The organism is Campylobacter sp. RM15925 (assembly GCF_012978775.1).
Taxonomy (GTDB): Bacteria; Campylobacterota; Campylobacteria; order Campylobacterales; family Campylobacteraceae; genus Campylobacter_A; species Campylobacter_A canis.
Genome location: NZ_LIWP01000016.1, coordinates 14,643 through 36,670, shown reverse-complemented (window position 1 = coordinate 36,670; position 22,028 = coordinate 14,643). Strand labels below are relative to the sequence as shown.

At 38.5% G+C, this 22,028-nt stretch carries 19 protein-coding genes and 1 pseudogene; 12 read left to right on the top strand and 8 right to left on the bottom strand.

Features of this window, described 5'->3' with window-relative positions:
• From CDOM15925_RS08885 to CDOM15925_RS08845, 9 genes are all read left to right on the top strand, one after another.
• Positions 1 to 289, top strand: a 289-nt coding sequence (locus CDOM15925_RS08885; protein WP_249934725.1) for a TrmH family RNA methyltransferase, incomplete at its 5' end; no start/stop codon positions are given.
• Positions 282 to 1,328 carry a phosphatidylglycerophosphate synthase gene (locus CDOM15925_RS08880; protein ID WP_169943058.1) on the top strand — a complete coding sequence of 349 codons (1,047 nt, stop codon included), beginning with the start codon at positions 282 to 284 and terminating at the stop codon, positions 1,326 to 1,328. The genes CDOM15925_RS08885 and CDOM15925_RS08880, both read left to right, overlap by 8 nt.
• Positions 1,322 to 2,119 (top strand): hypothetical protein, encoded by a 798-nt coding sequence (locus CDOM15925_RS08875; RefSeq protein ID WP_169943057.1) that lies wholly within the window; start codon positions 1,322 to 1,324, stop codon positions 2,117 to 2,119. Before CDOM15925_RS08880 ends, CDOM15925_RS08875 begins: the two co-directional genes overlap by 7 nt.
• Before the next feature lie 12 nt (positions 2,120 to 2,131).
• Positions 2,132 to 3,337, top strand: a complete 1,206-nt coding sequence (locus CDOM15925_RS08870) for an LL-diaminopimelate aminotransferase (RefSeq protein ID WP_169943056.1) — start codon at positions 2,132 to 2,134, stop codon at positions 3,335 to 3,337.
• Entirely contained in the window at positions 3,337 to 4,602 is a 1,266-nt protein-coding gene (locus tag CDOM15925_RS08865; RefSeq protein WP_169943055.1) for a homoserine dehydrogenase, read from the top strand. Before CDOM15925_RS08870 ends, CDOM15925_RS08865 begins: the two co-directional genes overlap by 1 nt.
• Positions 4,603 to 4,941: a YraN family protein gene (locus CDOM15925_RS08860; RefSeq protein WP_169943054.1), complete on the top strand. Its 339-nt coding sequence runs from the start codon at positions 4,603 to 4,605 to the stop codon at positions 4,939 to 4,941. It begins immediately after the preceding gene.
• A gap of 69 nt (positions 4,942 to 5,010) precedes the next feature.
• A complete protein-coding gene (gene trxA / locus CDOM15925_RS08855; RefSeq protein WP_169943053.1) occupies positions 5,011 to 5,325 on the top strand; it encodes a thioredoxin in 315 nt (104 codons plus the stop codon).
• Positions 5,326 to 5,345: 20 nt separating this feature from the next.
• Complete coding sequence (locus CDOM15925_RS08850) at positions 5,346 to 5,774, top strand: hypothetical protein (RefSeq protein ID WP_349644345.1); 429 nt, start codon at positions 5,346 to 5,348, stop codon at positions 5,772 to 5,774.
• 9 nt (positions 5,775 to 5,783) lie between these two features.
• Positions 5,784 to 6,722, top strand: coding sequence for an NAD(P)/FAD-dependent oxidoreductase (locus CDOM15925_RS08845; RefSeq protein WP_169943051.1), 939 nt, complete (start codon positions 5,784 to 5,786; stop codon positions 6,720 to 6,722).
• A gap of 345 nt (positions 6,723 to 7,067) precedes the next feature.
• On the opposite strand, the gene CDOM15925_RS08840 is transcribed toward CDOM15925_RS08845, so the two are convergent.
• Positions 7,068 to 9,803: a M16 family metallopeptidase gene (locus CDOM15925_RS08840; protein WP_169943050.1), complete on the bottom strand. Its 2,736-nt coding sequence runs from the start codon at positions 9,801 to 9,803 to the stop codon at positions 7,068 to 7,070.
• A 146-nt stretch (positions 9,804 to 9,949) separates the two neighbouring features.
• Here CDOM15925_RS08840 and dapB point away from each other — a divergent pair, with 146 nt between their 5' ends.
• From dapB to purF, 3 genes are read left to right on the top strand one after another with little or no spacing between them, the layout of a single operon-like run.
• A complete protein-coding gene (gene dapB / locus CDOM15925_RS08835; protein ID WP_169943049.1) occupies positions 9,950 to 10,717 on the top strand; it encodes a 4-hydroxy-tetrahydrodipicolinate reductase in 768 nt (255 codons plus the stop codon).
• 2 nt (positions 10,718 to 10,719) lie between these two features.
• Positions 10,720 to 11,019 carry a DUF2314 domain-containing protein gene (locus CDOM15925_RS08830; RefSeq protein ID WP_211436719.1) on the top strand — a complete coding sequence of 100 codons (300 nt, stop codon included), beginning with the start codon at positions 10,720 to 10,722 and terminating at the stop codon, positions 11,017 to 11,019.
• A gap of 20 nt (positions 11,020 to 11,039) precedes the next feature.
• A complete protein-coding gene (gene purF, locus CDOM15925_RS08825) occupies positions 11,040 to 12,377 on the top strand; it encodes an amidophosphoribosyltransferase (protein ID WP_169943048.1) in 1,338 nt (445 codons plus the stop codon).
• A 95-nt stretch (positions 12,378 to 12,472) separates the two neighbouring features.
• On the opposite strand, the gene CDOM15925_RS08820 is transcribed toward purF, so the two are convergent.
• The 7 genes and pseudogenes from CDOM15925_RS08820 to CDOM15925_RS08790 all read right to left on the bottom strand — a co-directional run.
• Complete coding sequence (locus CDOM15925_RS08820; RefSeq protein WP_169943047.1) at positions 12,473 to 16,162, bottom strand: DUF4214 domain-containing protein; 3,690 nt, start codon at positions 16,160 to 16,162, stop codon at positions 12,473 to 12,475.
• Positions 16,163 to 16,470: 308 nt separating this feature from the next.
• A complete protein-coding gene (locus tag CDOM15925_RS08815; RefSeq protein WP_249934724.1) occupies positions 16,471 to 17,025 on the bottom strand; it encodes a DUF2393 family protein in 555 nt (184 codons plus the stop codon).
• The gene (locus CDOM15925_RS08810) at positions 17,025 to 17,552 is read right to left on the bottom strand and encodes a DUF2393 family protein (RefSeq protein WP_169943045.1); all 528 of its coding nucleotides are present in this window, start codon (positions 17,550 to 17,552) and stop codon (positions 17,025 to 17,027) included. Before CDOM15925_RS08810 ends, CDOM15925_RS08815 begins: the two co-directional genes overlap by 1 nt.
• Positions 17,542 to 18,357 carry a bifunctional phosphoribosyl-AMP cyclohydrolase/phosphoribosyl-ATP diphosphatase HisIE gene (gene hisIE / locus CDOM15925_RS08805; RefSeq protein WP_169943044.1) on the bottom strand — a complete coding sequence of 272 codons (816 nt, stop codon included), beginning with the start codon at positions 18,355 to 18,357 and terminating at the stop codon, positions 17,542 to 17,544. Before hisIE ends, CDOM15925_RS08810 begins: the two co-directional genes overlap by 11 nt.
• A 122-nt stretch (positions 18,358 to 18,479) precedes the next feature.
• A complete protein-coding gene (locus tag CDOM15925_RS08800; protein ID WP_169943043.1) occupies positions 18,480 to 19,580 on the bottom strand; it encodes a prohibitin family protein in 1,101 nt (366 codons plus the stop codon).
• 20 nt (positions 19,581 to 19,600) lie between these two features.
• Complete coding sequence (locus tag CDOM15925_RS08795) at positions 19,601 to 20,515, bottom strand: branched-chain amino acid transaminase (RefSeq protein ID WP_169943042.1); 915 nt, start codon at positions 20,513 to 20,515, stop codon at positions 19,601 to 19,603.
• A 272-nt stretch (positions 20,516 to 20,787) separates the two neighbouring features.
• Positions 20,788 to 22,028 (bottom strand): annotated as a pseudogene (locus CDOM15925_RS08790) (aryl-sulfate sulfotransferase); the annotation flags it as partial.

Genomic DNA, 22,028 nt, shown 5'->3' with positions numbered 1-22,028 from the left:
GGCATACGAGATAGATATCGCACTTGCCCAAGACGGTCTTAGTGCGCTAAATGAGCTAAAACAAAGCGGATTTAAGCTCTATGCGACGGCAAGTGGCGGCAAAAACGTAAACGAGATGAAATTTGGTTCAAAAACGGCTCTAATAATGGGCAGCGAGGGTGAAGGAATGCCAAAAAAAGCGATCCTAAAGTGCGACGAGTGCGTCGGCATAAAAATGAAAAACGACTGGGATTCGCTAAATGTAAGTGCAGCTTTTGCCATAATTTGCAATAGGATTATAAATGAATGAAATTAGTATCTTACGAGAGATAGGGCTAAGCGAAGCAAGTAGAAAAACACATATCGAAGCGGAACATTTGGGATATATCGCCGATAAAAATTTTGAAAAATTGGCAAGACTGAATGTGCATGGGTTTGTTAAAATTTTAAAGCGCGAATACGATATTGATTTTGAGCAGTGGCTAAACGAATACAACGCCTTTATGGCGGAGCACGGCGAAGAAGTTAAGCACAAAACCATAACAATATCGCCTAAAATTCCCGCATACACGGCAGATGGGCATAGATCATCGGGAGGATGGCTCTGGATGATCATCGTACTTATCTTAATCGGCTTTGCGATATGGTTTTTTGAAGGATATAAATACATAGGAAATATCTCAAATTTATTCGAAGATAAAAATCGCAGTGTAAGCTACTCAAATAACGTAGTAGTAAATGAAGCTAAAAATAACCTTGGGTTAAAAGACACAAACCTAACTCCAAATTCACCATCTTTAAAACCAAAAGAATCCGAAAAAGAAGAAAAAATAAACGAGCAAGCCGAAACGGATTTAATCATCGCCGATAAAACGGCAAAAGAAGAAGTAAATACAACATCAGAGCTTAAAGATGATACAAAAACCCAAGAAGCAGAGTTAAAAACAGAAGAAAAAGCAACAAAAGAAGAAACACTTGAGACAAATTTAAAAGATGAAGCAAATGCCACAAATTTAAATAATGCAAGCGTGGCAGAAAACGGCTCCAATGAGTACTTAACCTCAAATGTAGATGAATTTACAATAACTCCTAAAAGTAAAGTTTGGGTCGGTATCATAAACCTTGAAGACGGTAAGAAAAAAACTCTAAATAGCGAGAAACCAATAACAATAGAAGCTAACAAAAAACAGCTTATAGTAACAGGTCACGGAAACATCACTTTAAACATAGGCGATGAAAACATAAAATTTGACGCGGTAAATCCGAAGCGATTTCATGTAGAAAAAGGCAAAATAACCCTTATAACCTTTGACGAATTCGTAGAGCTTAATAAGGGCAAAAAGTGGTAAGAAAATTTATCATATTGGCTATAGCGGCGACTTTAAATTTCGCTTCAAACGTAGTTAGCATAGCAAACGGCCTGCTTGGCTCAGAGAGCTCAAAAGTAGCGAGCCTGTTTGGCGACGGTAGAGACTTTATAGACGAAAACGGCAATGCCGATATAGCCAAAATTTCAAATTTACTCAAGTCAAAATCGCTTCTTACACTCTCATATAAAAATCAAGCCAACCTTGATATAGTTTTTATTAGCGAACAAAAATCGCCGCTGCTTATGATAAAAATTTTAAAAGACGCATTAAGTCGTCTGGGTTATAATGAAATTTTAACGACGGAATTTGCAAATGCGGATAGTGCAATTTGGGGCATTAGACTAAATACCAAATTTATGCTTGATCCTGGATCGCTTTACACGGCTTTAAAAGAGACGAACACATTCATAGAAGGCATTGAAAGAACAAGCGAATTTAGCTATAAGTATTTGATAGACATTTCAAAATCATCGCTAAATTTAACTCCGGTCGAAATAGGCAAGGAAATCGAGCTTTCAAAACCGCTTGAGCCATATTTTATCGATATAAAAGGATCTTCAAAGGTCAGCATAAGCGCTCAAGCTGGAGATAGCTGGTTTGCTCTAGTTAGAATTTTAGATAAAAACTTAAACCTTATCGATGAAAAACGAAATTCCAAAAAAACAAATAAAATAAACTTAGCTATCCCAAAAAATGCAAAATATATAACGATAGATGATTTAAATAGCCTTGAAAATATAAAAAGAGGTCTTAAAATTTACTTACAATAATTAGGAGAATTTATGTTCAGCGAAATTCGTTTCAATACAATCGAGCGCTTGCCAAACTATGTTTTTGCCGAAGTTAATGCTATAAAAATGGCAGCCAGAAGAAACGGAGATGATATTATCGACTTTTCTATGGGAAATCCCGAAGGCAGAACCCCTCAGCATATAGTCGATAAGCTTTGCGAAAGCGCGCAAAAGGATAAAACTCACGGATACTCGGTATCTCAAGGAATTTATAAGCTTAGACTTGGAATTTGCAATTGGTATAAGAAAAAATATGGCGTTAATCTAGATCCCGACACCGAAGTTGTGGCAACAATGGGAAGCAAAGAGGGGTTTGTGCATCTTGCTCACGCCATCATAAACCCCGGCGATGTCGCCATAGTGCCCGATCCTGCATATCCGATACACACGCAAGCTTTCATCATCGCAGGCGGAAATGTCGCCAAAATGCCATTGGTTTACAACGAAAAATTTGAGCTTGACGAGAATAAATTCTTTGAAAATTTACAACACACCATCAACTCAAGCTCACCGAAGCCAAAATACGTAGTAGTAAATTTCCCTCACAATCCTACAACCGTAACCGTTGAAAAGAGCTTTTACGAGCGCTTGGTAGCGCTTTCTAAAAAAGAGAGATTTTATATCATCTCGGATATCGCTTATGCGGATCTTACATTTGACGGATACAAAACGCCGAGTATTTTTGAGGTAGAAGGCGCAAAAGACGTCGCCGTTGAGTGCTACACCTTATCAAAAAGCTATAATATGGCGGGTTGGAGAGTCGGCTTTGTATGCGGTAACAAACGCCTTTGCGCCGCACTTAAAAAGATTAAATCATGGTTTGACTACGGCATGTTTACACCTATTCAAGTTGCCGCTACTTACGCGCTTGAGAGTGATCAAAGCTGTGTTGAAGAGATTCGTCAAATTTACGATAAGAGACGCGAAATCATGCTTGATGCGTTTGCAAACGCAGGCTGGCAGATGCACAAACCAAGTGCAAGTATGTTTATCTGGGCGAAACTGCCTCCGCAAGTCGGCAACATAGGAAGTCTTGAGTTTTCTAAGCAGCTTCTTACGAAAGCTTGCGTCGCGGTAAGTCCGGGTGTCGGATTTGGCGAAGCGGGAAATGACTATGTAAGACTTGCGATGATCGAAAACGAAAATCGCATCAGACAAGCGGCAAGAAACATCAAAAAATATCTTAAAGAGTTTTAATGAACGTAGCGATACTGGGGGTTGGAACTGTCGGCGCAGAAGTTGCCAACATACTGATAAAAAATCAAAAACTAATCACCGCAAGAAGCGGCAAGGAGATAAAGCCCGTTATAGGCGTAGTTAGAAATTTAAATAAGGCTAGAAACACGACTATCCCGCTAACGGATGATATACAAAGCGTAATTAATCGCGATGATATCGATGTGTATGTAGAGCTTATGGGTGGAGTAAACGAGCCTTACCGCGTGGTGAGCGAAATTTTAAAGCGAGGCAAAGCTGTCGTAACGGCAAACAAAGCTCTCCTTGCGTATCACAGGTTTAAGCTACAAAATTTAGCGTGCGATACTCCTTTTGGCTTTGAAGCGAGCGTTGCAGGCGGAATTCCTATCATAAAGGTTCTGCGAGAAGGACTGAGCGCTAATCAAATTCTATCGATCAACGGCATAATGAACGGCACGAGCAACTATATCCTTACTTCCATGATGAACGGCGGAGTTAAATTTGAAGATGCGCTTAAAAAAGCTCAAGAGCTTGGATATGCAGAGGCTGATCCTACGTTTGACATAGGTGGATTTGACACGGCGCACAAGCTCTTGATCCTTGCAAGTATAGCTTACGGCGTGCACGGAAATCCTGAAGATATCCTTATCGAAGGCATTGAGAAAATAACAAAAGAGGATATATTTTTCGCAAACGATTTTGAGTATGTCATCAAGCTACTTGCCATAGCAAAACGAGTGGGCGACAAGATAGAACTTCGCGTCCATCCTGCGCTTGTGCCAAAAGACAAGATGATAGCCAAGGTTGATGGTGTGATGAATGCCGTTAGCGTAATCGGCGATGCGGTAAATGAAACTATGTTTTATGGTCCAGGAGCAGGCGGAAGCGCAACGGCAAGTGCGGTTATAAGCGACTTAATCGATATCGCAAGAGAGATCAAATTCCCGATGCTGGGATACAAAGCCCCGCTTGAAATCATGCAAACAGAGCTACTTGAGCAAGACGAGATAAGAACGAAATATTATTTCAGATTAAAGGTTGAAGACAAGGTCGGAGTATTAGCTAAAATCACAAATTTGATGAGCGAAAATAACCTCTCGATAGATAGCTTCTTACAAAAGTCTCACATCAAAAAAGAAGATGACGCGACTCTGTTTTTTACCACTCATACAAGCCTTGAAGCGGATGTTAAACGAGTGGTAAAAATACTAAAAGAGCAAGAATTCGTAAAAGAAGAGCCGTTTATGATGAGGATTGAGTCTTAAGTGGGACTTAGCGGATATCTTTTTGGAAAGAGCGCAGAAAGCGATGCTTGCGATTTTTTACAAAAAGAGGGATGTCAAATTTTAGATCGAAATTTCAGCTGTAAATTCGGAGAAATAGACATCATAGCCAAAAAAGATGAAATTTTGCATTTTGTAGAGGTAAAAGCAACACAAGGCGATTATGAAGCGTCATACAGGCTAACCGGCTCTAAAATGCAAAAGATATTAAAAACAGTTGATTATTATCTGCTTAAAAATAGTCTTAATAGCTATTTTCAGGTTGATCTGATAACAATTGAGAGTAATAAAATAAACTGGATAAAAAATATCAGCTTATAATTTTTCTTATTATCTTAAATTTAAACTTATTTATGTATAATTGCAACCAAATTTCAAAAGGAGAAAAAGATGGGAAAATACATAGAACTAACATCGGAAAATTTCGACATAGCTAAAGAGGGTGTTGCATTGGTAGATTTTTGGGCGCCTTGGTGCGGACCTTGCAGAATGCTTGCACCTGTTATAGATGAGCTTGCCGAGGAATTTGACGGCAAAGCTAAAATTTGTAAAGTAAATACTGACGAAGTGCAAGATTTGGCGGTAGAATTTGGTATCCGCTCTATTCCTACGCTACTATTTTTCAAAAATGGCGAAGTAGTTGAGCAAATGGTCGGAGCACAATCAAAACAGGCAATCGCGGATAAAATCAACTCACTTCTTTAATGAGTGCAAAAAGACGGGGGGTGTCTTTCCCCCTTACATCTGTTTTCGCATCGTTTTTCGGTGCATTTTTAGTTGCTTCGGTCTTTGCTTTTAACAATTACAGATTTTCAAAGTATAAATTTATAGATTTTAGCTCTTTGATCTTTTACGAAAAAAGTGAAATTTTTTCTCCTAAAGAGAAAAAATTCCTGCTTGTCGTATTTAGTTCAAATATGTCTAACTTAAATGAAATTTTAGAAATTTCAAACAAAAATTTGCCTATAGTCGCTATAGACATATTTCAAAAACGACTCGCAAATGAAGGAAATTTAAGCTATATAACATCAGACATCAATACTATTTTAAAGCTTATGAATCTCCTAAACATTACAAGTTTGCCAAGTAGTGTTGAGGTGATCCATCAGGATAATAAAATTTATAAACAAGATTCAAAAATAAATAAAATTTAAGGAAAAATCATGTTAGATTTAGCGATTATCGGTGGCGGTCCTGCAGGACTAAGCGCCGGGCTTTACGCCACTCGCGGCGGGCTTGGGAATGTCGTAATGTTTGAGCGAGGAATGATCGGAGGACAGATAACCGGAAGCTCTGAGATAGAAAACTACCCGGGTCAAAAAAACCCCGGCGAGAGCGGACTTGATTTCATGAGTACTTGGAGCAAGCAGTGCATGCACTTTGGACTTAAACACGAAGCGGCAAACGTCTCTAAAGTATCAAGAAACGAAGACGGAAGCTTTAAAATTTCTCTTGAAGACGGCAAGGAGATGAACGCAAAAGCCGTTATCGTAGCTACTGGCTCAACGCCTAAAAGAGCCGGGTTTAAGGGCGAAGACGAATTTTTCGGCAGAGGCGTAAGTACGTGCGCGACTTGCGACGGATTTTTTTATAAAAACAAAGAAGTTGCCGTTCTGGGCGGTGGCGATACGGCTCTTGAAGAGGCGATTTATCTATCAAATATCTGCTCAAAGGTATATTTAGTACACAGACGAGACGGATTTCGTGCAGCTCCTACAACCGTAGAAAAGGCTAGAAAAAATGAAAAGATCGAATTTGTCACAAGCGCCACGATAAAAGAGGCTTACGGCGATAAAATGGGTCTTGGCGGACTAACACTAAATACCAAAGAAGGCGAGCGAGACTTAAAAGTGCCTGGGGTTTTTACCTTCGTTGGACTTAACGTAAATAATCAAATTTTGCTTCAAGATGACGGCAAATTTCTTTGTGAGATGAGCGAAAACGGTGAGATGATCGTGGATCTTAAGATGAGAACGAATGTGCCTGGATTATTTGGCGCAGGCGATATCCGCATAGACGCTCCTAAGCAGGTAGTTTGCGCTGCGGGAGATGGCGCAATGGCTGCTCTTTCGGCTCTAAGCTACATAGAAAATTTACACTAAAAATTGAAATTTGACCGAGCAAGTTCGGTCAAATTCGCTCCATTTTAATCTGCCTTCATCAAAAGTCGTTGTTTGTTATTTGCGACTCAAATTTTGCGGATTTCTTTATAAATTTAAAAGAGAAATTTGGCTTCTATTGCAATTAAAAATTTGATAATTTTAGTTGCAACCAGACGCTCAAATTTGCCGTAAGAACTTATTTGATAGGCGCAAAAGCGCAACTCAAATTTTACTCGATTTTACTTAAATATACTCCGAAAAGTTTTAGGCTAAATTTAAATAAAATCAAGCCGGGTAAGATCGCTTTAATATTTACTAAAGCGATCCACCGGACTCAAAAGCTAGTTATTTAGGATTATTAACGCTAATTACCTCGTTACTCTCATCAAGATAAAGTCTAGCCGCCTCTTTTATATCGTCATTGCTTAGCGAATTTATCGCATCTTCTTGCCACTTAAGATCAAAAAGCTCGCTGTCATATAGCCTATTTGCCGTGATATTTTTAAGCCAAAATTCAGGCTGATCGTGAGTTTGCTTAATGCGCAAAATGGCTGATTTTTTATAGTTTTCAAGCTGCTCTTTCGTTGCGCCCTCACTCTTTAGCTTCTTAATTATCGCCTTAACGCCACTTATCACATCATTTGTATTTTTTGGCGAGCAAGTAAAAGATATATTTGCGTTTGAACGATCATAAGGCTCCTTGCTAAGCTTAACCGCAACTGAAAATCCATAAGTTTCGCCCTTATCTTCTCTTATGTTTTCATAAAGAGCCATTTTAAAGACTGCGCTTAGAGCTTGAGCTTTTATGGCGTTTAGTTGCGAAAATTTCACGCTTTCGTTTTTAAGATTGATAACCACGTCAGATCTAGGAGTAATCTGATAATCGCGCTCAAATTTATGCACGCCTTTTATGCTTCGCACACCGTCATCTACGAAATTCTCTTTGCTGTTTTTGCCCGGGATAGTGGCTATATATTTTGCGATTAAAGGCTCTAAAGTCTCCACTTCAAAATCGCCTACGAAAATAAAATCAAACGAACTAGCATTAGTAAATTTGTCATTTACGATTTGCTTTAAGCTCTCAAGCTCAAGTGCTGCTATATCGCTCTTTTCAAGCGGTCTCATGCGCTCGTTATTGTCATATAAAAATTTCGTAAATTCGTTGCTAAATTTGTGTTCTGGTAAATTTTCTCTTTTAGTAAGCCTCTCTGTAGCGACGGTCTTAACCTGCTCAAGCGTCTTTTGATCAAGGCGCGGCGAGTTAAATTCAAGATGAATCGCCTCAAGAAGCCACTTGATATCCGCACGATTACTCTGTCCGTAAAAGCCTTGCGAAAGCAGATCGATACGTTTATCATATCCTACATATTTGCCGTTTAGGATTTTAGCCAGCTGATAGTTATTAAACTCCCCTGCTCCGCTTTCGTTTGAAACCTGCACGGCAAATCTGCCAAGCTTCGGATCGCTTAAATTTGAAACTCCGCCTTTGCTAACCGCCGCAAAAGTGATGTGATCCTTTTTGGTTTTAAGAGGCTTTAAGATCGCCGTAGCGCCGTTTTCAAGCTCAAGAGTAAAGATACCGCTCTTTTCGTCAAAACTTTTTGAAACTATCTTTTTTGGCTTTATATTTTCATCTACCAAATTTTTAGGAAGATTTGAAGACGAAATTCGAGTATCATAAGGCTTTGCGCTAGATTTTATCTCATCAAATTTAGTCTTTTCAAGCTTGAAATTTTTAACGCTAAAAACACTTACCGTTTCATTTTTAAGCGCTAAAATTCGTCTAAATTCGGCATTTACCTCATCAAGAGTAACCTCATCTAAAAGCTTAAGCGCTAAATTTCTTGAGTCGGCTTCGCTTTGCAAGATGCTTCCCGCATCAAGAGAATTTAAAATTTCATTAGCCATATCTTCTGATTTTTTAGTTTTTGACTGAGCGTATCTGGCGTTTATGGAAGTTTTTAAATTTATCTTCGTATCATTAAAATCACTCTCGTTAAAGCCAAATTTCCTCACCCCTTCTATCACGCCAAGCATATCTGATAGTGCTTCTTCATAGTCGTTTTTGATCACATTTGTACTAAAGCTAAACATGCTTTGGCTAAATTCAAGCGATGAGGAGAAAAATCCCGCACGAAGAGACGAGCCCTCATCTATCATCTTCTTTTCATAAAGCGTTGAAAAAAGTTGCGATATAAGCATGCGAGTTAAAATTTTACGTGCATTTACTTCGCTATCTCTTGGCAGATACTCGTCAAAAAAGGCTATACTAATACTATCCGAACCGGTTTCGTTTGAATCATAGTTATAGATGTTAAATCCTGATTTTTCAGGGATTTTTCTGCTTGGCTGAAGATAGGAATTTGTATTTTTAACACTTGAGAAATTTGACTTGATCATCTGCTCTATCTTGCCTTTATCAAAATCCCCCACAGCTACGAATTCCATAAATCTAGGCTGATAAAGCCTCTCGTAAAAGGCTCTTATCTCGCCTACGCTTACATTTCTTATCACATCCATATCGCCGATTGGCTCTTTGCCGTCATAAGCACTTTTTGCGTACCAGTGCTTTGCTTGCTCTTTATAAAGCCTGTATGAAGGGGTATTTCTTGAGCGCTCCTCTTCGATGATGATACCCCGCTCCTTTTCAAGCTCGTTAGCATCAAAGCTTATGCCATCCATCCAGTTTGAAAAAACTTTAAAAACGTCATTTAAATTCTCGTCATTAACGCTTATTTTTAGGTTATAGCCCGTAGCGTCATAGCTCGTATAAGCGTTTAAATCGGCACCAAAAACCACGCCAAGACTTTCAAGCTTCCTAATCAGATCATTTTTCTTAAAATCCCTGCTTCCGTTAAACGCCATATGCTCCACAAAGTGCGCCAAGCCTCTTTCGCTTGCGTTTTCGTCGATTGAGCCAACTCTAATCGTAAGATAAAAGTAAGCCGTATCTTTTGGAAGAGAATTTTGCTTAATGTAGTACTTAAGCCCGTTTTCAAGCTCGCCTTTGGTTATATTTGCATCCCACGACATAGCAAAAGCCGCTACCGCCGTCAATAAAAATAGTAAAAGTTTCCTCATTATTTTCCCTTGATTTAAACAAACCGAAATTATATAAGAAGTTTTTTTAAAGATAGGAAAAAGTATTACGCAAGAGTGGTTATTAAATGAGCTTTTTATAAATTTTATGCTAAATTTTACAATCAAATTTTCAAAAAGGAAGCGATATGGTAAGAGTTGGAATTCACGGCGCAAGCGGCAAAATGGGAAAAATGATCATAGAGTGCTTGAAAGAAAACAAAGATGCAAAACTAACCGCCGCTTATACGATAGAGCCGATTGATTTTAGCTTACCGCAAGATGTCATAGTGACCGAAAATTTTAAAGAGCTGTTTGATAACTGCGATGTAGTAATTGATTTTACCATCAAAGAGGGTGCGATAAATTTGATAAATTATGCCAGAACTAACCCGAAACCGCTAGTAGTAGGCACAACCGGACTTGGCGAAGAGGGAGCAAATTTACTCAAAAGCGCAAGCCTTGCCATGCCGATCCTATATGCTACAAATATGAGTCTTGGGGTTGCGGTGCTAAACCGCCTTGCAAGCATAGCTTCAAAAGCGCTTAGGGAATTTGATATCGAGATAGTCGAGCAGCACCATAGGCACAAAAAAGACGCTCCAAGCGGCACTGCCATGACTTTGGGCGAACGCGTGGCGGAGGCTAGAAATTTAAAGCTAAAAGACGTGATGGTAAGCGGCAGAGAAGGACTTGTGGGAGCAAGAAGCAAAGACGAGATAGCCTTGCTTGCCATGCGAGGAGGCGATGTCGTGGGAAGACATACGGTGGGATTTTATAACGACGGAGAATTCATAGAGCTAAATCACACCGCAACCAGTCGCGCTACCTTTGCAAAAGGCGCTATAAAAGCCGCCATCTGGATAAGCGCTCAAGAAAACGGGCTTTACGGCATTGATGACTGCTTAGGGCTTTAAGAGTGATACAATTTAGCCTAGATAATACCGAAGAATACGAAAAAGAATTCGGCAAGGAATTTAAAATACCGCCGAAAAATGAGCGAACGGCTTTAAAAAAAGGCGATTTGGTAAAGCTTATTTTTAGATTTGAGGATAGCGATTTTGCGCAAGTTGAGCGAATGTGGGTTATGGTTGATGAAGCAAAAGACGGCTGTTTTATCGGGATACTGGATAATGAGCCTTTTACCAAAGGTAGCGTTGTAGCGGGAGATCTCATAAAATTTGATCATATCAACGTGCTTGAAATTTATAAAGATTAATTTAAAACAAAAGGATAAAAATGTGTGCGATCGTCGGGATAATAAATTCTAAAAATGCGGCTAAAACTGCGTATTACGCGCTATTTGCCATGCAACATAGAGGGCAAGAGGCCAGTGGTATAAGCGCAAGCGACAACGGTCAAATCACTACTTTCAAAAAGCTAGGGCTGGTCACTGAAGTCTTTGACGAGGAGAGTTTTAAGCTACTAAAAGGCGATATGGCGATAGGTCACAACCGCTACTCAACCGCTGGCAATGCATCTTTTGACGATGCTCAACCTATTGCCGCAAACTATAGTCTTGGCTCTATTTCGCTCGTGCATAACGGAAATTTGGTAAATAAAGACGAGACAAGAGAAGCCCTTATTAATGAAGGAGCGATATTTCAATCAAATATGGATACCGAAAACATCCTTCATCTAATCGCAAGAAGCAACAGCAAAAGCCTAAAAGAGCGCATTATAGAGGCGGTTAAGAAGATTGTAGGCGCTTATTGTTTGCTAATTCAGTCGCGACATAAAATTTTTGCCATACGAGATAGATACGGCGTGCGTCCGCTCTCGCTTGGAAGACTAAAAGACGGCGGATATATCGTAGCTAGCGAAACTTGCGCATTTGATCTGGTGGGAGCAAAATTCATAAGAGACGTAAAAGCCGGCGAGATGATAATCTTTGAAAACGGCAAAGACGAATTTGAGAGCATTCAACTTTTTGAGCCCGAGCCTAGAATTTGTGCGTTTGAATACATCTATTTCGCGCGCCCCGATAGCGTAATAGAAGGCAAAAGCGTCTATGAAGCCCGCAAAAGAATGGGCGCAGCACTTGCTAAAAAAAGTAAAATCAAAGCCGATTTCGTAGTGCCGGTGCCTGATAGCGGTGTGCCTGCGGCGCTTGGCTTCGCAAACGAGAGTAAAATTCCCTTTGAGCTTGCCATAGTGCGCAACCACTACGTAGGCAGAACTTTCATAGAGCCTTCGCAAGAGACACGCGATCTTAAGGTAAAGCTCAAGCTAAATCCTATGTCAAGCGTGCTTGAGGGCAAAAGCATAGTCGTTATAGATGATAGCATCGTGCGAGGCACCACTTCTAAAAAAGTTGTAGAGCTGTTGCGTGCGGCGGGCGCTAAAGAGGTGCATTTCAAAGCTGCTTGCCCCGAGCTAAAATACCCTGAAAGATACGGCATAGATACTCCAAGCTTTGAAGAGCTGATAAGCGCAAATAAAAACGTCGAAGAGGTGCGCAAATTTATAGGCGCGGACAGCCTTGAGTTTTTAGGCATTGACGAGCTGGTAACTAGCCTTGGAGATGAGCGCAAATACTCGCTTGTAAGCTTTGACGGGGATTATTTTATAAAGTAGATTAAGAATCGATCTACAAAAAATGTCTAAAATAAAAAATATGCGATAGATTATAAAATATAGACTCGGATTTAACCGAGTCTATAAAATTTGCATTAAGATACTATATTGGCATCACTTAAATTAAGTACACCGTCCAAGACTCCTATCAGTGTGATATCGTCATCATTGTTAAGACCATTACCACCCTTTACATCTACAAGGTAAAGTCCTGTTTTGCCGTTATTTCCTATTACGGATATTATCGATTTTGTTCCGTCTGCTAAAACACTCAAGCCTCCATTATCAAAAGGTTTGACGGCTTCAGTGAAAAAATCGGCAAATTTTATTTGGTCTGCCGTTTCATTAATTCCCGCCAATACATTGTAAATTTTATTTCCGGCAAATCCTTTAGTATCAGAATTATATTCTATTGCGCTTTCTGCAGTAGATGCAGTTACACCTAAAGCTCTAAAATCTATTTTATCATCAGCAGCAAAGCCCACTATAGCTAGCTTATCTTTAGCCAATACTTTGCCAATCGTAATAGTATCAACGCCTCTGTTTTGAGCCAAATCTAAAGTAAGCTTATGATCATATGATTTTATGTTAGTTAAATTTATACTCTTTGCGTCCTGTGATTCAGTATCTGAAACTTTAATGTTTTTACCAAGGAATATGCCTATATTTTTTTCACTGATTATGCCAAATTCCTTAGAAGTAAGCAAAGTGTCAAGATTTATAGTTAATTTTTCTATACTATCAAATGTTGCCTTATCAAGATTTGCTTTATTAATTGTTTCTGCCGTAGCGCCCGCACCATCAATTGTTATATTATCCTGTTTATTGGCTTCAGTTCCTTTAAATACAACATCTTTTATAGCATTTCCATCTTCTTTAAAGTTTTTGGTCTTGGTTATACCTGATTCAAGTTGCTCTATATACACATTTTTATCGGCTTTAGTAACCGTAAGAGTATATTTATTGGCTCCTGCGTCTGTTGTTATGTATTTATTACCGTCCTCTTCAACAGTAGCATTAATATATTCCGCACCTTTTAGCAGGAGGTTTTTTCCTTCAACTTGCTTGTATGCTTTTGCATCTTGATATTGCGCAGCAGCTGTTAAAGTAAATTCCTTACCGGAGATAATAACCTTATCAATTTTAACCGCATTTATTTGCGCAGGATCGAAATCCGCAGGAGTTTTCACATTTAGCTCAGCTCCATCTTTTACTTGGATTTTCATAAGCTTTCCACCCTCTAATACAAATTTAGCCTCATTGTTTTCTGCAAAATTTGATAATGTTTTTAAGTTGGCATCGGGAGTCTTTTTGGCAATAGCAAAATCTGTAGGATTTTTTAGAGTATATACAAGATCAGAGTCTGCATCCCCTACTTTTACTTTTATTACTTGATCATTACTATTAAAATAGTATTTCTTAGTGTCAATTTTTATTGCGTCAAGCTTATTCTGATCGTTTGCAAATATCGTATTTGCACCAATAGTTCCATTTACAACTTTTCCGTTAATTAGAGGGAATTTGACATCACCTACTGCTTTTTCGGTAATACTTTCAATGCTTGCCAACTCCGGTTTTTCAGCATCTGTTAATGCATACTCTCCGGCAGCCATTTTTATTCCGCCTACTTTAGAGCCAGCTAAAACTACGCTATGTCCTTTTTTAGGAGTGTCTATAGTAAAACTATCGACTTGTATCTCAGCTTTTGATAAATTATCATAACTTGCTTCTATATCCTCTGAAACGACAAACCCTGCTGCTTCTTTAAAAGCCGCTTGTAATTTGCCATCTTTAAGTATGAAGTTTATTTCTTCCGCTCCATTTTTAAATGTGGTCGCTTTAGTATCGGATTCTTTTACAAGCACAACTTTATTATTTAATGTTGCATTTGCTTCTAAATCATCAGATTCTTGATCTATCTCATATAGTTTATTATCACCTTTTCCAAATACAAGTGTTTTTCCGTCATTTATTGTTCCTCCGGTTATATCGACTATATACTTATTATCGGCACTCTTATAGACATTTGTATCTCCGTCTTTTTCAAGGATAACTGCTTTAAACTTATCTGCCAATAGCTTAGTTATTTCTACTTTTGCTTTCTCTTGAGCTTCGTTATAAGATGCTGTAGCATCCTCTTTAGCCTTTTGTAAATCAGGTGTCGGGTTGATAGCGTGGTTGTTTTCGGCGGATTCTTTTTCAGTTTTCTTTAAAACTACATTTGCTTTGATTACGGCAATCTTATCATCGTGTATCTTATTTTCAGCAGCTGTTTTTGCATTTTCAGCAGCTGTTTTTGCATTTTCAGCAGCTGTTTTTGCATTGTCTGCTTGCAATTGCGCATCATTTGCTTTATCTAAATTTTCTTTTGTTTTTTCTACGAACCGTTTTGTCGTTTTATCAGATAGTTCTAAGTTTAGTAAAGTAGCTAAAGCTTTGATTTGCGCCTCCGCTGCCGCTTTTTGTTCTTCGGTCGCTAATGCATTTTTTGCAGCCGTAATCACATCTTGAATCGTATTTATTCCTGTACCGCCCTTGTTATTCTCTATAGCTTTTGCTACAGTCTTATCAAAATCAGCTTTTTTAAGAGCTTTCGTAGTATTTGCCACAGCGGCATCAAGAGCTTTTTCCTTGGCTAAGAAATTTGCTATATCATTTTCATCTTCTGCGACTGCTTTTTCCTTTTTGGCCAAATCTACTTTCTTTTGCGCCACAAGAGCTTTGCCTGTCACTATCTCTTTCTCTAAAGGAGTTATAGTAGCTGAAAGTTTTTCTATCTCTGCTTTAACAGTCTTCCACACAGCTTTTATTTCGGGTGTCGACGCTGTTTCTATCTGTTTGCCGACATACTCTAATGCTTTTTCTTTACTGTCACCGGAAGCATGATTTTTTATTACGTCTTCTGTTTTATAGGTTATATCTTTTTCTAGTTCAGCTAGCTTTAACGCTTCATCTTTCGTTTTTAAATTTTCTTCCGCCTCTTTAGCTTTTTTATCAAGCTCTTGCTGTTTGATCTCATCAGGAGTAGGTTTTGGGCTTGGACTACCACCTGAACTTCCACCGCTTTCGCCGCCTGAATTACCGCCGCTACCGCCAGGAGGTGTTGGTATGGAAGGATATATATTGGTATCTACTGTAGTCGAGTTTAAGGCTTTCTCTATTGCCGCACTATCCGATGATGGGAATATCGCTTTTAAAGAATCTGCAATTGTTTTATCATCAGATATTTTTAATTTTCCTTTAAGCGCTTCTTGTTTAATAACTTGAGCTATTTGAGTTGGAGTGCTTGTATCTTTGATGTTTTTTAATATCGCATTAAATCCGGAAATTTTTTCAAGAATTGTGCCTGATTCAGGAACATCTGCAATTACTTTTGATACGGCTTCAGCTGCTTTTACTTTGTTTTTAAATAAATTTTGAGCTTTTATATCTTCAGGTTTTGTGTAAGTATTGTTGGCTGCCGCTTTAAGCATTTCAGTTACTATAAACGCTTTTGAATTGCCTGCATTTAATTTATCAACCCAAAACTTAACGCCCTCCGCATCTTCCGCACTTGTTTTATTAAACAAATTTTTATAGATGTGATTTACGAAATCGGCATTAGCCTCTTTGCCAGCGAAATACTCTTTAGCCGGCTTACTGTCAAGCATCATTTGAGAAAGCTGAGTTATATCCAGCTTGTTTGCATTTGCAGTATCAAGCCAGAATTTATGACCTGCTCCTTCAGGTGCTCTGTTGAACATTGTAATATATAACGAACTTACATTACTACTTGTTATTGACATTATACTCCTTTTAAAAATAAAAATTTTCCAATTATAGTGGTTTTTTATTTGTTTGTAAAGTATTTAATGTATATTTTTTATCAATATAAATTATCTATATTAAACTTATTATATAGTATAGATTAATTTCGTATTTTAAATACAAACTCTCTTATGGCTATAATTACGTAATTTACAAGAATGATGTTTTAGTAATACTATTTGCAATATATAAGTTTAATGGACTAATTTATAGTGATAAAATATTAATTATTTGATTTATTAAATACATGTTTAATTGTGTCGGCACTGCAAAATAAAAAATCAATTCAGCTACAACTTAACTTCGTAACAAAAGTAGGCTTTTTAAAATAAGGCGGATAAGGCATGGAGACGCTAAAATTTCTAAATTCTTTAGCTTTTAAATTTTTAGCGATGCTAAATTTATACTCAACGGTATTTGGTCTTTCGTCTTTGCTATCGCCTAGTTTCATCCAAGAAAATAGTGAAAGTCCGCTTGGTTTAAAGAGAGATTCACCCTTGAGGCTTTCTCGGTTGAGCGGATCATTAATAAGCTTGATGATAATCTTACAGTTTGCTATATCAAATGAGCCTACATTTCGCACGACACCTTTAAAAACTATAGTTTCGTTTATCAAAACGCGCTGATTGGTAACTTTCTCAAGAACAGCTTTTTTGGTGTATTTATCAACAACAAACATTAAAAATACACCTATTAAAAGAGTTACGACGAAATTTATAACGACAAGAGAGATAAAAATTTTTCTATTTTGTTCATGTTGCGAAAGATAAATCAAAAGCGCGGAAAGCAACAGTAAAGATACAATAATAAGAATATGAAAAATATTAAAATAACCAGCCATCAATAACACTCCGAAGTAGCTATTATATCGTAATTTTCAAATCTAAATCCATCTATCACGCTTTGCTCTTGCGTTGTTTCGCCTGCATCAAGGCTCTCTTTTAGCACTAAATTTGACTTTAAGAAAGGCTTTAGTTTATTTAGTTCATTTTTTATAAAATTTGATGATGGAGTATAAAATTTAAGTTTTATACTACAGTATTTAAAAGAATTTGCGGATAAATTTGTAAGATTTAGATCCACAATCAAAGTATTTGAGTATGTAAGCTGCTTTGTGTCGGTTATGAGCACGCTTCTTTGCCTTAAATTTTCATCTAAAAATTTATGTAGATAAAACGCGCCGAATAAGAAAGCAAAGATAGTTAAGATAAACATCAAAACGCCTACTAACGGATGCTTGGACATGATATAAAAACAAGTAAAAACGATAGTAAAAAAGAGCAAAACAAGCCAAACATAAGAGGCGAAATCAATCCATCCAAGATGAGTGAGATAAAAATTTATCCCCTGCTTGAGCTCATTTATCATCTCTTGAGTTCTTCTCCTCTATCCCGCTTAGACCCATACGTCTTGCAAGTTCGGCTTTAATGCGCTCAGGATGAATTCCGTGCAGTGCAAGCGCCACAAGCGAATGAAAGCACAGATCGGCCGCCTCGTAAATTATATCGTTTTTGGATTTTTCAAGCATTTCATCAAGCAAATTTTGCTCTATTTTTTGATTTTCCTTAGGCTGCGAAGATAAAATTTTACCCCCATCCTTGTATTTTGAGACATCTTTACAGGCCATCACAAATTCGGTTGCCTCTTCGCCGACTTTTTTAAGTATGGCGTTTTCGCCCTTTGCAAAAAGACTTGCAACGTATGAATTTTTAGCGTCCGCATTTAGTTTGCGCTCAAGTATGGTATGATAAATTTCATCGATTATGTCGTAATTTGGCTTTGTAGATAAGCTTGAATCGGAGTTTAAATTTTTAGCCTCTTTAAATTCTCCTTGTAAGCAAAAATTCGCTTGGTCTTTAAGCTCAAATTCTTTAAAAAAGCAGCTCTTTGCACCCGTATGACAAGCTACTCCACCAAATTGCTTAACTTTCATTAAAAGCGTGTCGTTATCACAGTCAAGATACATAGACTCGATCTTTTGGATATTGCCGCTCTCTTCGCCCTTTTTCCAAATTCTATTTTTAGTGCGAGAAAAGTAGTGAGCAAAGCCGGTTTGCACGCTTAAATTCAAAGCCTCTTCGTTCATATATGCAAGCATTAAAACTTCGTTCGTTGCGCTTTCTTGCACGATTACGGGCAAAAGCCCTGCAATCTTATCCCAATCGATTTTCATTTAATCCCTCTCATATATGCTTAGAGTAAATTTAGCGATATCAAATTCGCAAAGCGAGTCGCCCTGCGATAAAATTTGATATAGATCGCTAAAAATTAGCGATCTGTGAATCAAAATTTATTTTATCTGTCCATAGCCGACTGTTTGGCTTTATCTTTGGTATCAACCCAGATATTTGGCACCGCACCGCCAGGAGTTAGGAAAATTTTAGCGTCTTTATTATCGCGTAACGCTTCGTTAAATTTGCCTTGAGTTTCAATCTGTTTTAGCTCAAGCAAGTTGCCATCCAAGCTCTTTGCAACCTCTCTGTTTGCGTAAGCTTGAGCGTCGGCTTCTATCTTAACGGCATCGGCCTTACCTTTTGCTTCGATGATCGCGGCTTTTGCCGTACCTTCAGCAAGAGCGGCTTTTTTAAGAGCTTCTTGATTTGCTCTTTCTACTTCGTATTTAGTTCTTTCCGCCTCTTGTTTTGCTATTTGAACGCGCTCGATCTGCTCTTTTACCTTTTCAGGCAAGATTATCTCGCGAAGTTGGACCGTAAGCAACTCAACAGGCTTATTTGGCTGAGAATCGATATCTTTGCGAATTCCGTCATCAATCGCGGCCGCTATCTCGTTTCTCTTGGTAGGAAGCTCTTCGGCAGTGTATTTACCGGCGATACTTCTTACTACATCACGCACGACCGGATCTACGATTTTATTTTCCCAGCTTAAGCCCCATGACGCGATAGTTTGAGGCGCATTTTCAGGATTTAGGCGGTATTGAACGGTTATATCGATACTTACAGGCAAGTTTCTAGCGTCCAAAACCGAAATTGAGTTTTTGCGAATAATTCCGGCTTGAGATTGGGTCGAAAATTTTTGTGCCTCGCCCATATCTTCACCCGAAGTGTAGTTGATAAGGCGCACTCTCGTATCTACGATGATGACCTTTTGTATAAACGGGATAAAGAAGTGAAAGCCCGGCTGCATAGGCGACGCATCGTATTTACCTGCAGTTGCCTTGATACCGACTTCGCCCGAATTTATCACCACAAAAGGCTGAGTGATGGCTAAGACCGCTATAATCACGATGATAACATAAGCAAGTCCTGACATTTTGCCGAAATTTTTAGGTAAATTCGGGGTTTTAAAATTTAGCTTTGGTCCTTGATTATCATTGCCACCGCCTCCGCCGCTATTTGAGTTTCGTTTTTTAAAATAATCATTTAAATCTGCTGGCATTTATATCCTTGTTTAGAATTTTAAATATAAGTTAACATTGAAGCGTATTTTGGATTTCGTCCGTAAACTACGTCAAAATAAGCATCTTGCAGCTTTTTAGTAACTTCACCTCGTCTTCCGCTTCCGATAACCCTAGCGTCAATGCTACTTATCGGAGTTACCTCAGCAGCCGTTCCCGTGAAGAAGGCCTCATCGGCTACGTAAGCCTGATCTCTCGTGATACGCTCGCGGCGAACTTCATAGCCTAAATCTTTTGCAATTTTGATAACGGTATCTTGAGTAATACTTGCTAGGCTATTGTCATTTGGAGGAGTTACGATGGTTCCGTTTTCCACTATGAAAAAGCACTCGCCCGGACCTTCTGCTACGAAGCCTTCACCGTCTAAAAGCAATGCCTCATCGTATCCGGCATCTTTTGCTTCGTAATTTGCCATTTGCGAGCTTAGATAGTTTGAACTGGCTTTGGCTCTATTCATTTGTCCTGACGGATTTAGCTTAGCAAAGCTTGAAATTTTAACTCTAATACCCTTTTCAAGTCCCTCATCACCAAGATAAGCGCCCCACTCCCAAGCTGCGATTGCGGTTTGAACAGGAGCTTTTGTGTGAGCTAGCCCCATTATGCCGTAGCCTAAAAATATAAGCGGGCGAATATATACGTTGCCGTTAAATTTATTTGCCCTTAAAAGCTCTATTTGTGCGTTTTCAAGCTCTTTTTGAGTATAAGGGCAATTTAAAATTGTCATTTTTGCAGACTTTAAAAGCCTATTTGTGTGATCTTGCAATCTAAATATCGCTAATCCTTTGTCGGTTTTATAGGCTCTTGTGCCTTCAAAAACGGCATTTGAATAGTGAAGAGAGTGAGTTAAAACATGAACTTTAGCCTCGTCCCATTTTATTAATTTTCCATCCATCCAGATAAATTCCGAAGCATTCATCTTGTGCCTTTCATCTTGTAAAATTTACGGAGTTTAGCAAAATAATCTTTAAAATTTAATTGTTTTGTAAATAAACACGAAAAAGCTCCATTAAAACCTTGTAAATACAAAAGTAAATCCTATAGCGACACCTACAAATAAAATTTACAAATTTAAGAATATAAAAAAGAAAAATTCCAAAGATAAAAATCTAAATAAGGACATTAAATTCAAGATAAATTTAAAAGAAAATTAAAGAGCTAAGCAGTATCGCTTAGCTCAAATCGGGAGTATTATTTAGAGAATGCCTTTTCTATACTAAACGGAAACGCTTGATAACCCATAGCGTTTGTCATTTTAATCTCGATTGAAGGCTCTTTTGCGCCCCATTCAAATTCGTTAATATGCGGACTTGGTACGCCTACAGGTTTGCCCGCTGCGATATCAAACTGCATTCCGGCAACTGCCGAATAAGCAAATACACTATCAAGGTCGTCTTGGTACTGCGCAAGGCTAGTTACCGAGCTATACCAATCAGCTCCTCTTTGCTTGCCGTATTCCCAAACTTGCTCTACAGTTTTAGCCTTCTCGTCTACCTTATAAACTACCGCACGAGAGTATTTCATGCCCGCTATTGCAGGTTGCTCAAATCCTCTACTGTCGCCGTTATCAAATACGGTTAGATACACTAAACCTTTTTTGGATTTGCTATCGATTCTAAATGCGGTGTGCTGAGTGTATTGCCAGTCAAACCCGCCTGTGTCGCTTTCATATCCCGGGCATTTTGTGTAGTCATCTTCACAAACGATCTTTTTGCCGTTTTTATCTACAGGCTGAAGAAGAGCGCCTTTAAATTTCTCGCTCCAGCCTTTATGCCCGCCGATTATCCACTTAACTTTCTTGTCACGTCCGATTTTAATAACCGCATTTTGATGGCGCGAGCTTATGATGATACTATCGTCGCTTGGGTCGTGATCCACACTATTTACATGAGCCCAGTTACGTCCCGGCCCACTTCCTACGATGTCGCCCCATTTCAGGAAGTTCGCGGTTAAAAATTTCGCGTCCTAAGATATCGTATTTAACGTATCTTTGTCCATATCCCCAAGTGATAGCTCCGTCTTTGTTTTGTTTAAAGCCCATCATAACGCCTGCGTTAAAAGGCTTTTTAAGGTCGTAAATTTTGCTAGGCCCAAGATACCATCTAACTTCGCCTTTAGTATCAAAGTCTATTTTCAAATTTCTTGCTTGGAGCTTTTATAACTTCGATCTTATCAAACAAAGCTCCCTTTTGGCTTGGGTGTCCCGTAGCCTCAAGATAGATAGCCGGAGCGTAAATTTTATACGTCTCTTTTATCCTCTCTTCTTTGCCTTTATAAGTTTTTGTATATTCTACTTCAACCGTATTTTGATAGTCGGCATACATACCAAATATGGGAATTCCACCGTGAGTGCGAAGGTGCTTGTTAGCTACGTCATAGCTTATTAATTGTCCGCCAGGTTTTGGGACGATAGTTACTTTGGCGTCTTTTAT

Excerpts from the sequence above, each read along its gene's own strand:
- CDOM15925_RS08880 (WP_169943058.1), top strand. The coding sequence starts at position 282 with ATGAATGAAATTAGTATCTTACGAGAGATAGGGCTAAGCGAAGCAAGT.
- CDOM15925_RS08870 (WP_169943056.1), top strand. The coding sequence starts at position 2,132 with ATGTTCAGCGAAATTCGTTTCAATACAATCGAGCGCTTGCCAAACTAT.
- CDOM15925_RS08865 (WP_169943055.1), top strand. The coding sequence starts at position 3,337 with ATGAACGTAGCGATACTGGGGGTTGGAACTGTCGGCGCAGAAGTTGCC.
- trxA (WP_169943053.1), top strand. The coding sequence starts at position 5,011 with ATGGGAAAATACATAGAACTAACATCGGAAAATTTCGACATAGCTAAA.
- CDOM15925_RS08845 (WP_169943051.1), top strand. The coding sequence starts at position 5,784 with ATGTTAGATTTAGCGATTATCGGTGGCGGTCCTGCAGGACTAAGCGCC.
- CDOM15925_RS08840 (WP_169943050.1), bottom strand. The coding sequence starts at position 9,803 with ATGAGGAAACTTTTACTATTTTTATTGACGGCGGTAGCGGCTTTTGCT.
- dapB (WP_169943049.1), top strand. The coding sequence starts at position 9,950 with ATGGTAAGAGTTGGAATTCACGGCGCAAGCGGCAAAATGGGAAAAATG.
- purF (WP_169943048.1), top strand. The coding sequence starts at position 11,040 with ATGTGTGCGATCGTCGGGATAATAAATTCTAAAAATGCGGCTAAAACT.
- CDOM15925_RS08820 (WP_169943047.1), bottom strand. The coding sequence starts at position 16,162 with ATGTCAATAACAAGTAGTAATGTAAGTTCGTTATATATTACAATGTTC.
- CDOM15925_RS08815 (WP_249934724.1), bottom strand. The coding sequence starts at position 17,025 with ATGGCTGGTTATTTTAATATTTTTCATATTCTTATTATTGTATCTTTA.
- CDOM15925_RS08810 (WP_169943045.1), bottom strand. The coding sequence starts at position 17,552 with ATGATAAATGAGCTCAAGCAGGGGATAAATTTTTATCTCACTCATCTT.
- hisIE (WP_169943044.1), bottom strand. The coding sequence starts at position 18,357 with ATGAAAATCGATTGGGATAAGATTGCAGGGCTTTTGCCCGTAATCGTG.
- CDOM15925_RS08800 (WP_169943043.1), bottom strand. The coding sequence starts at position 19,580 with ATGCCAGCAGATTTAAATGATTATTTTAAAAAACGAAACTCAAATAGC.
- CDOM15925_RS08795 (WP_169943042.1), bottom strand. The coding sequence starts at position 20,515 with ATGAATGCTTCGGAATTTATCTGGATGGATGGAAAATTAATAAAATGG.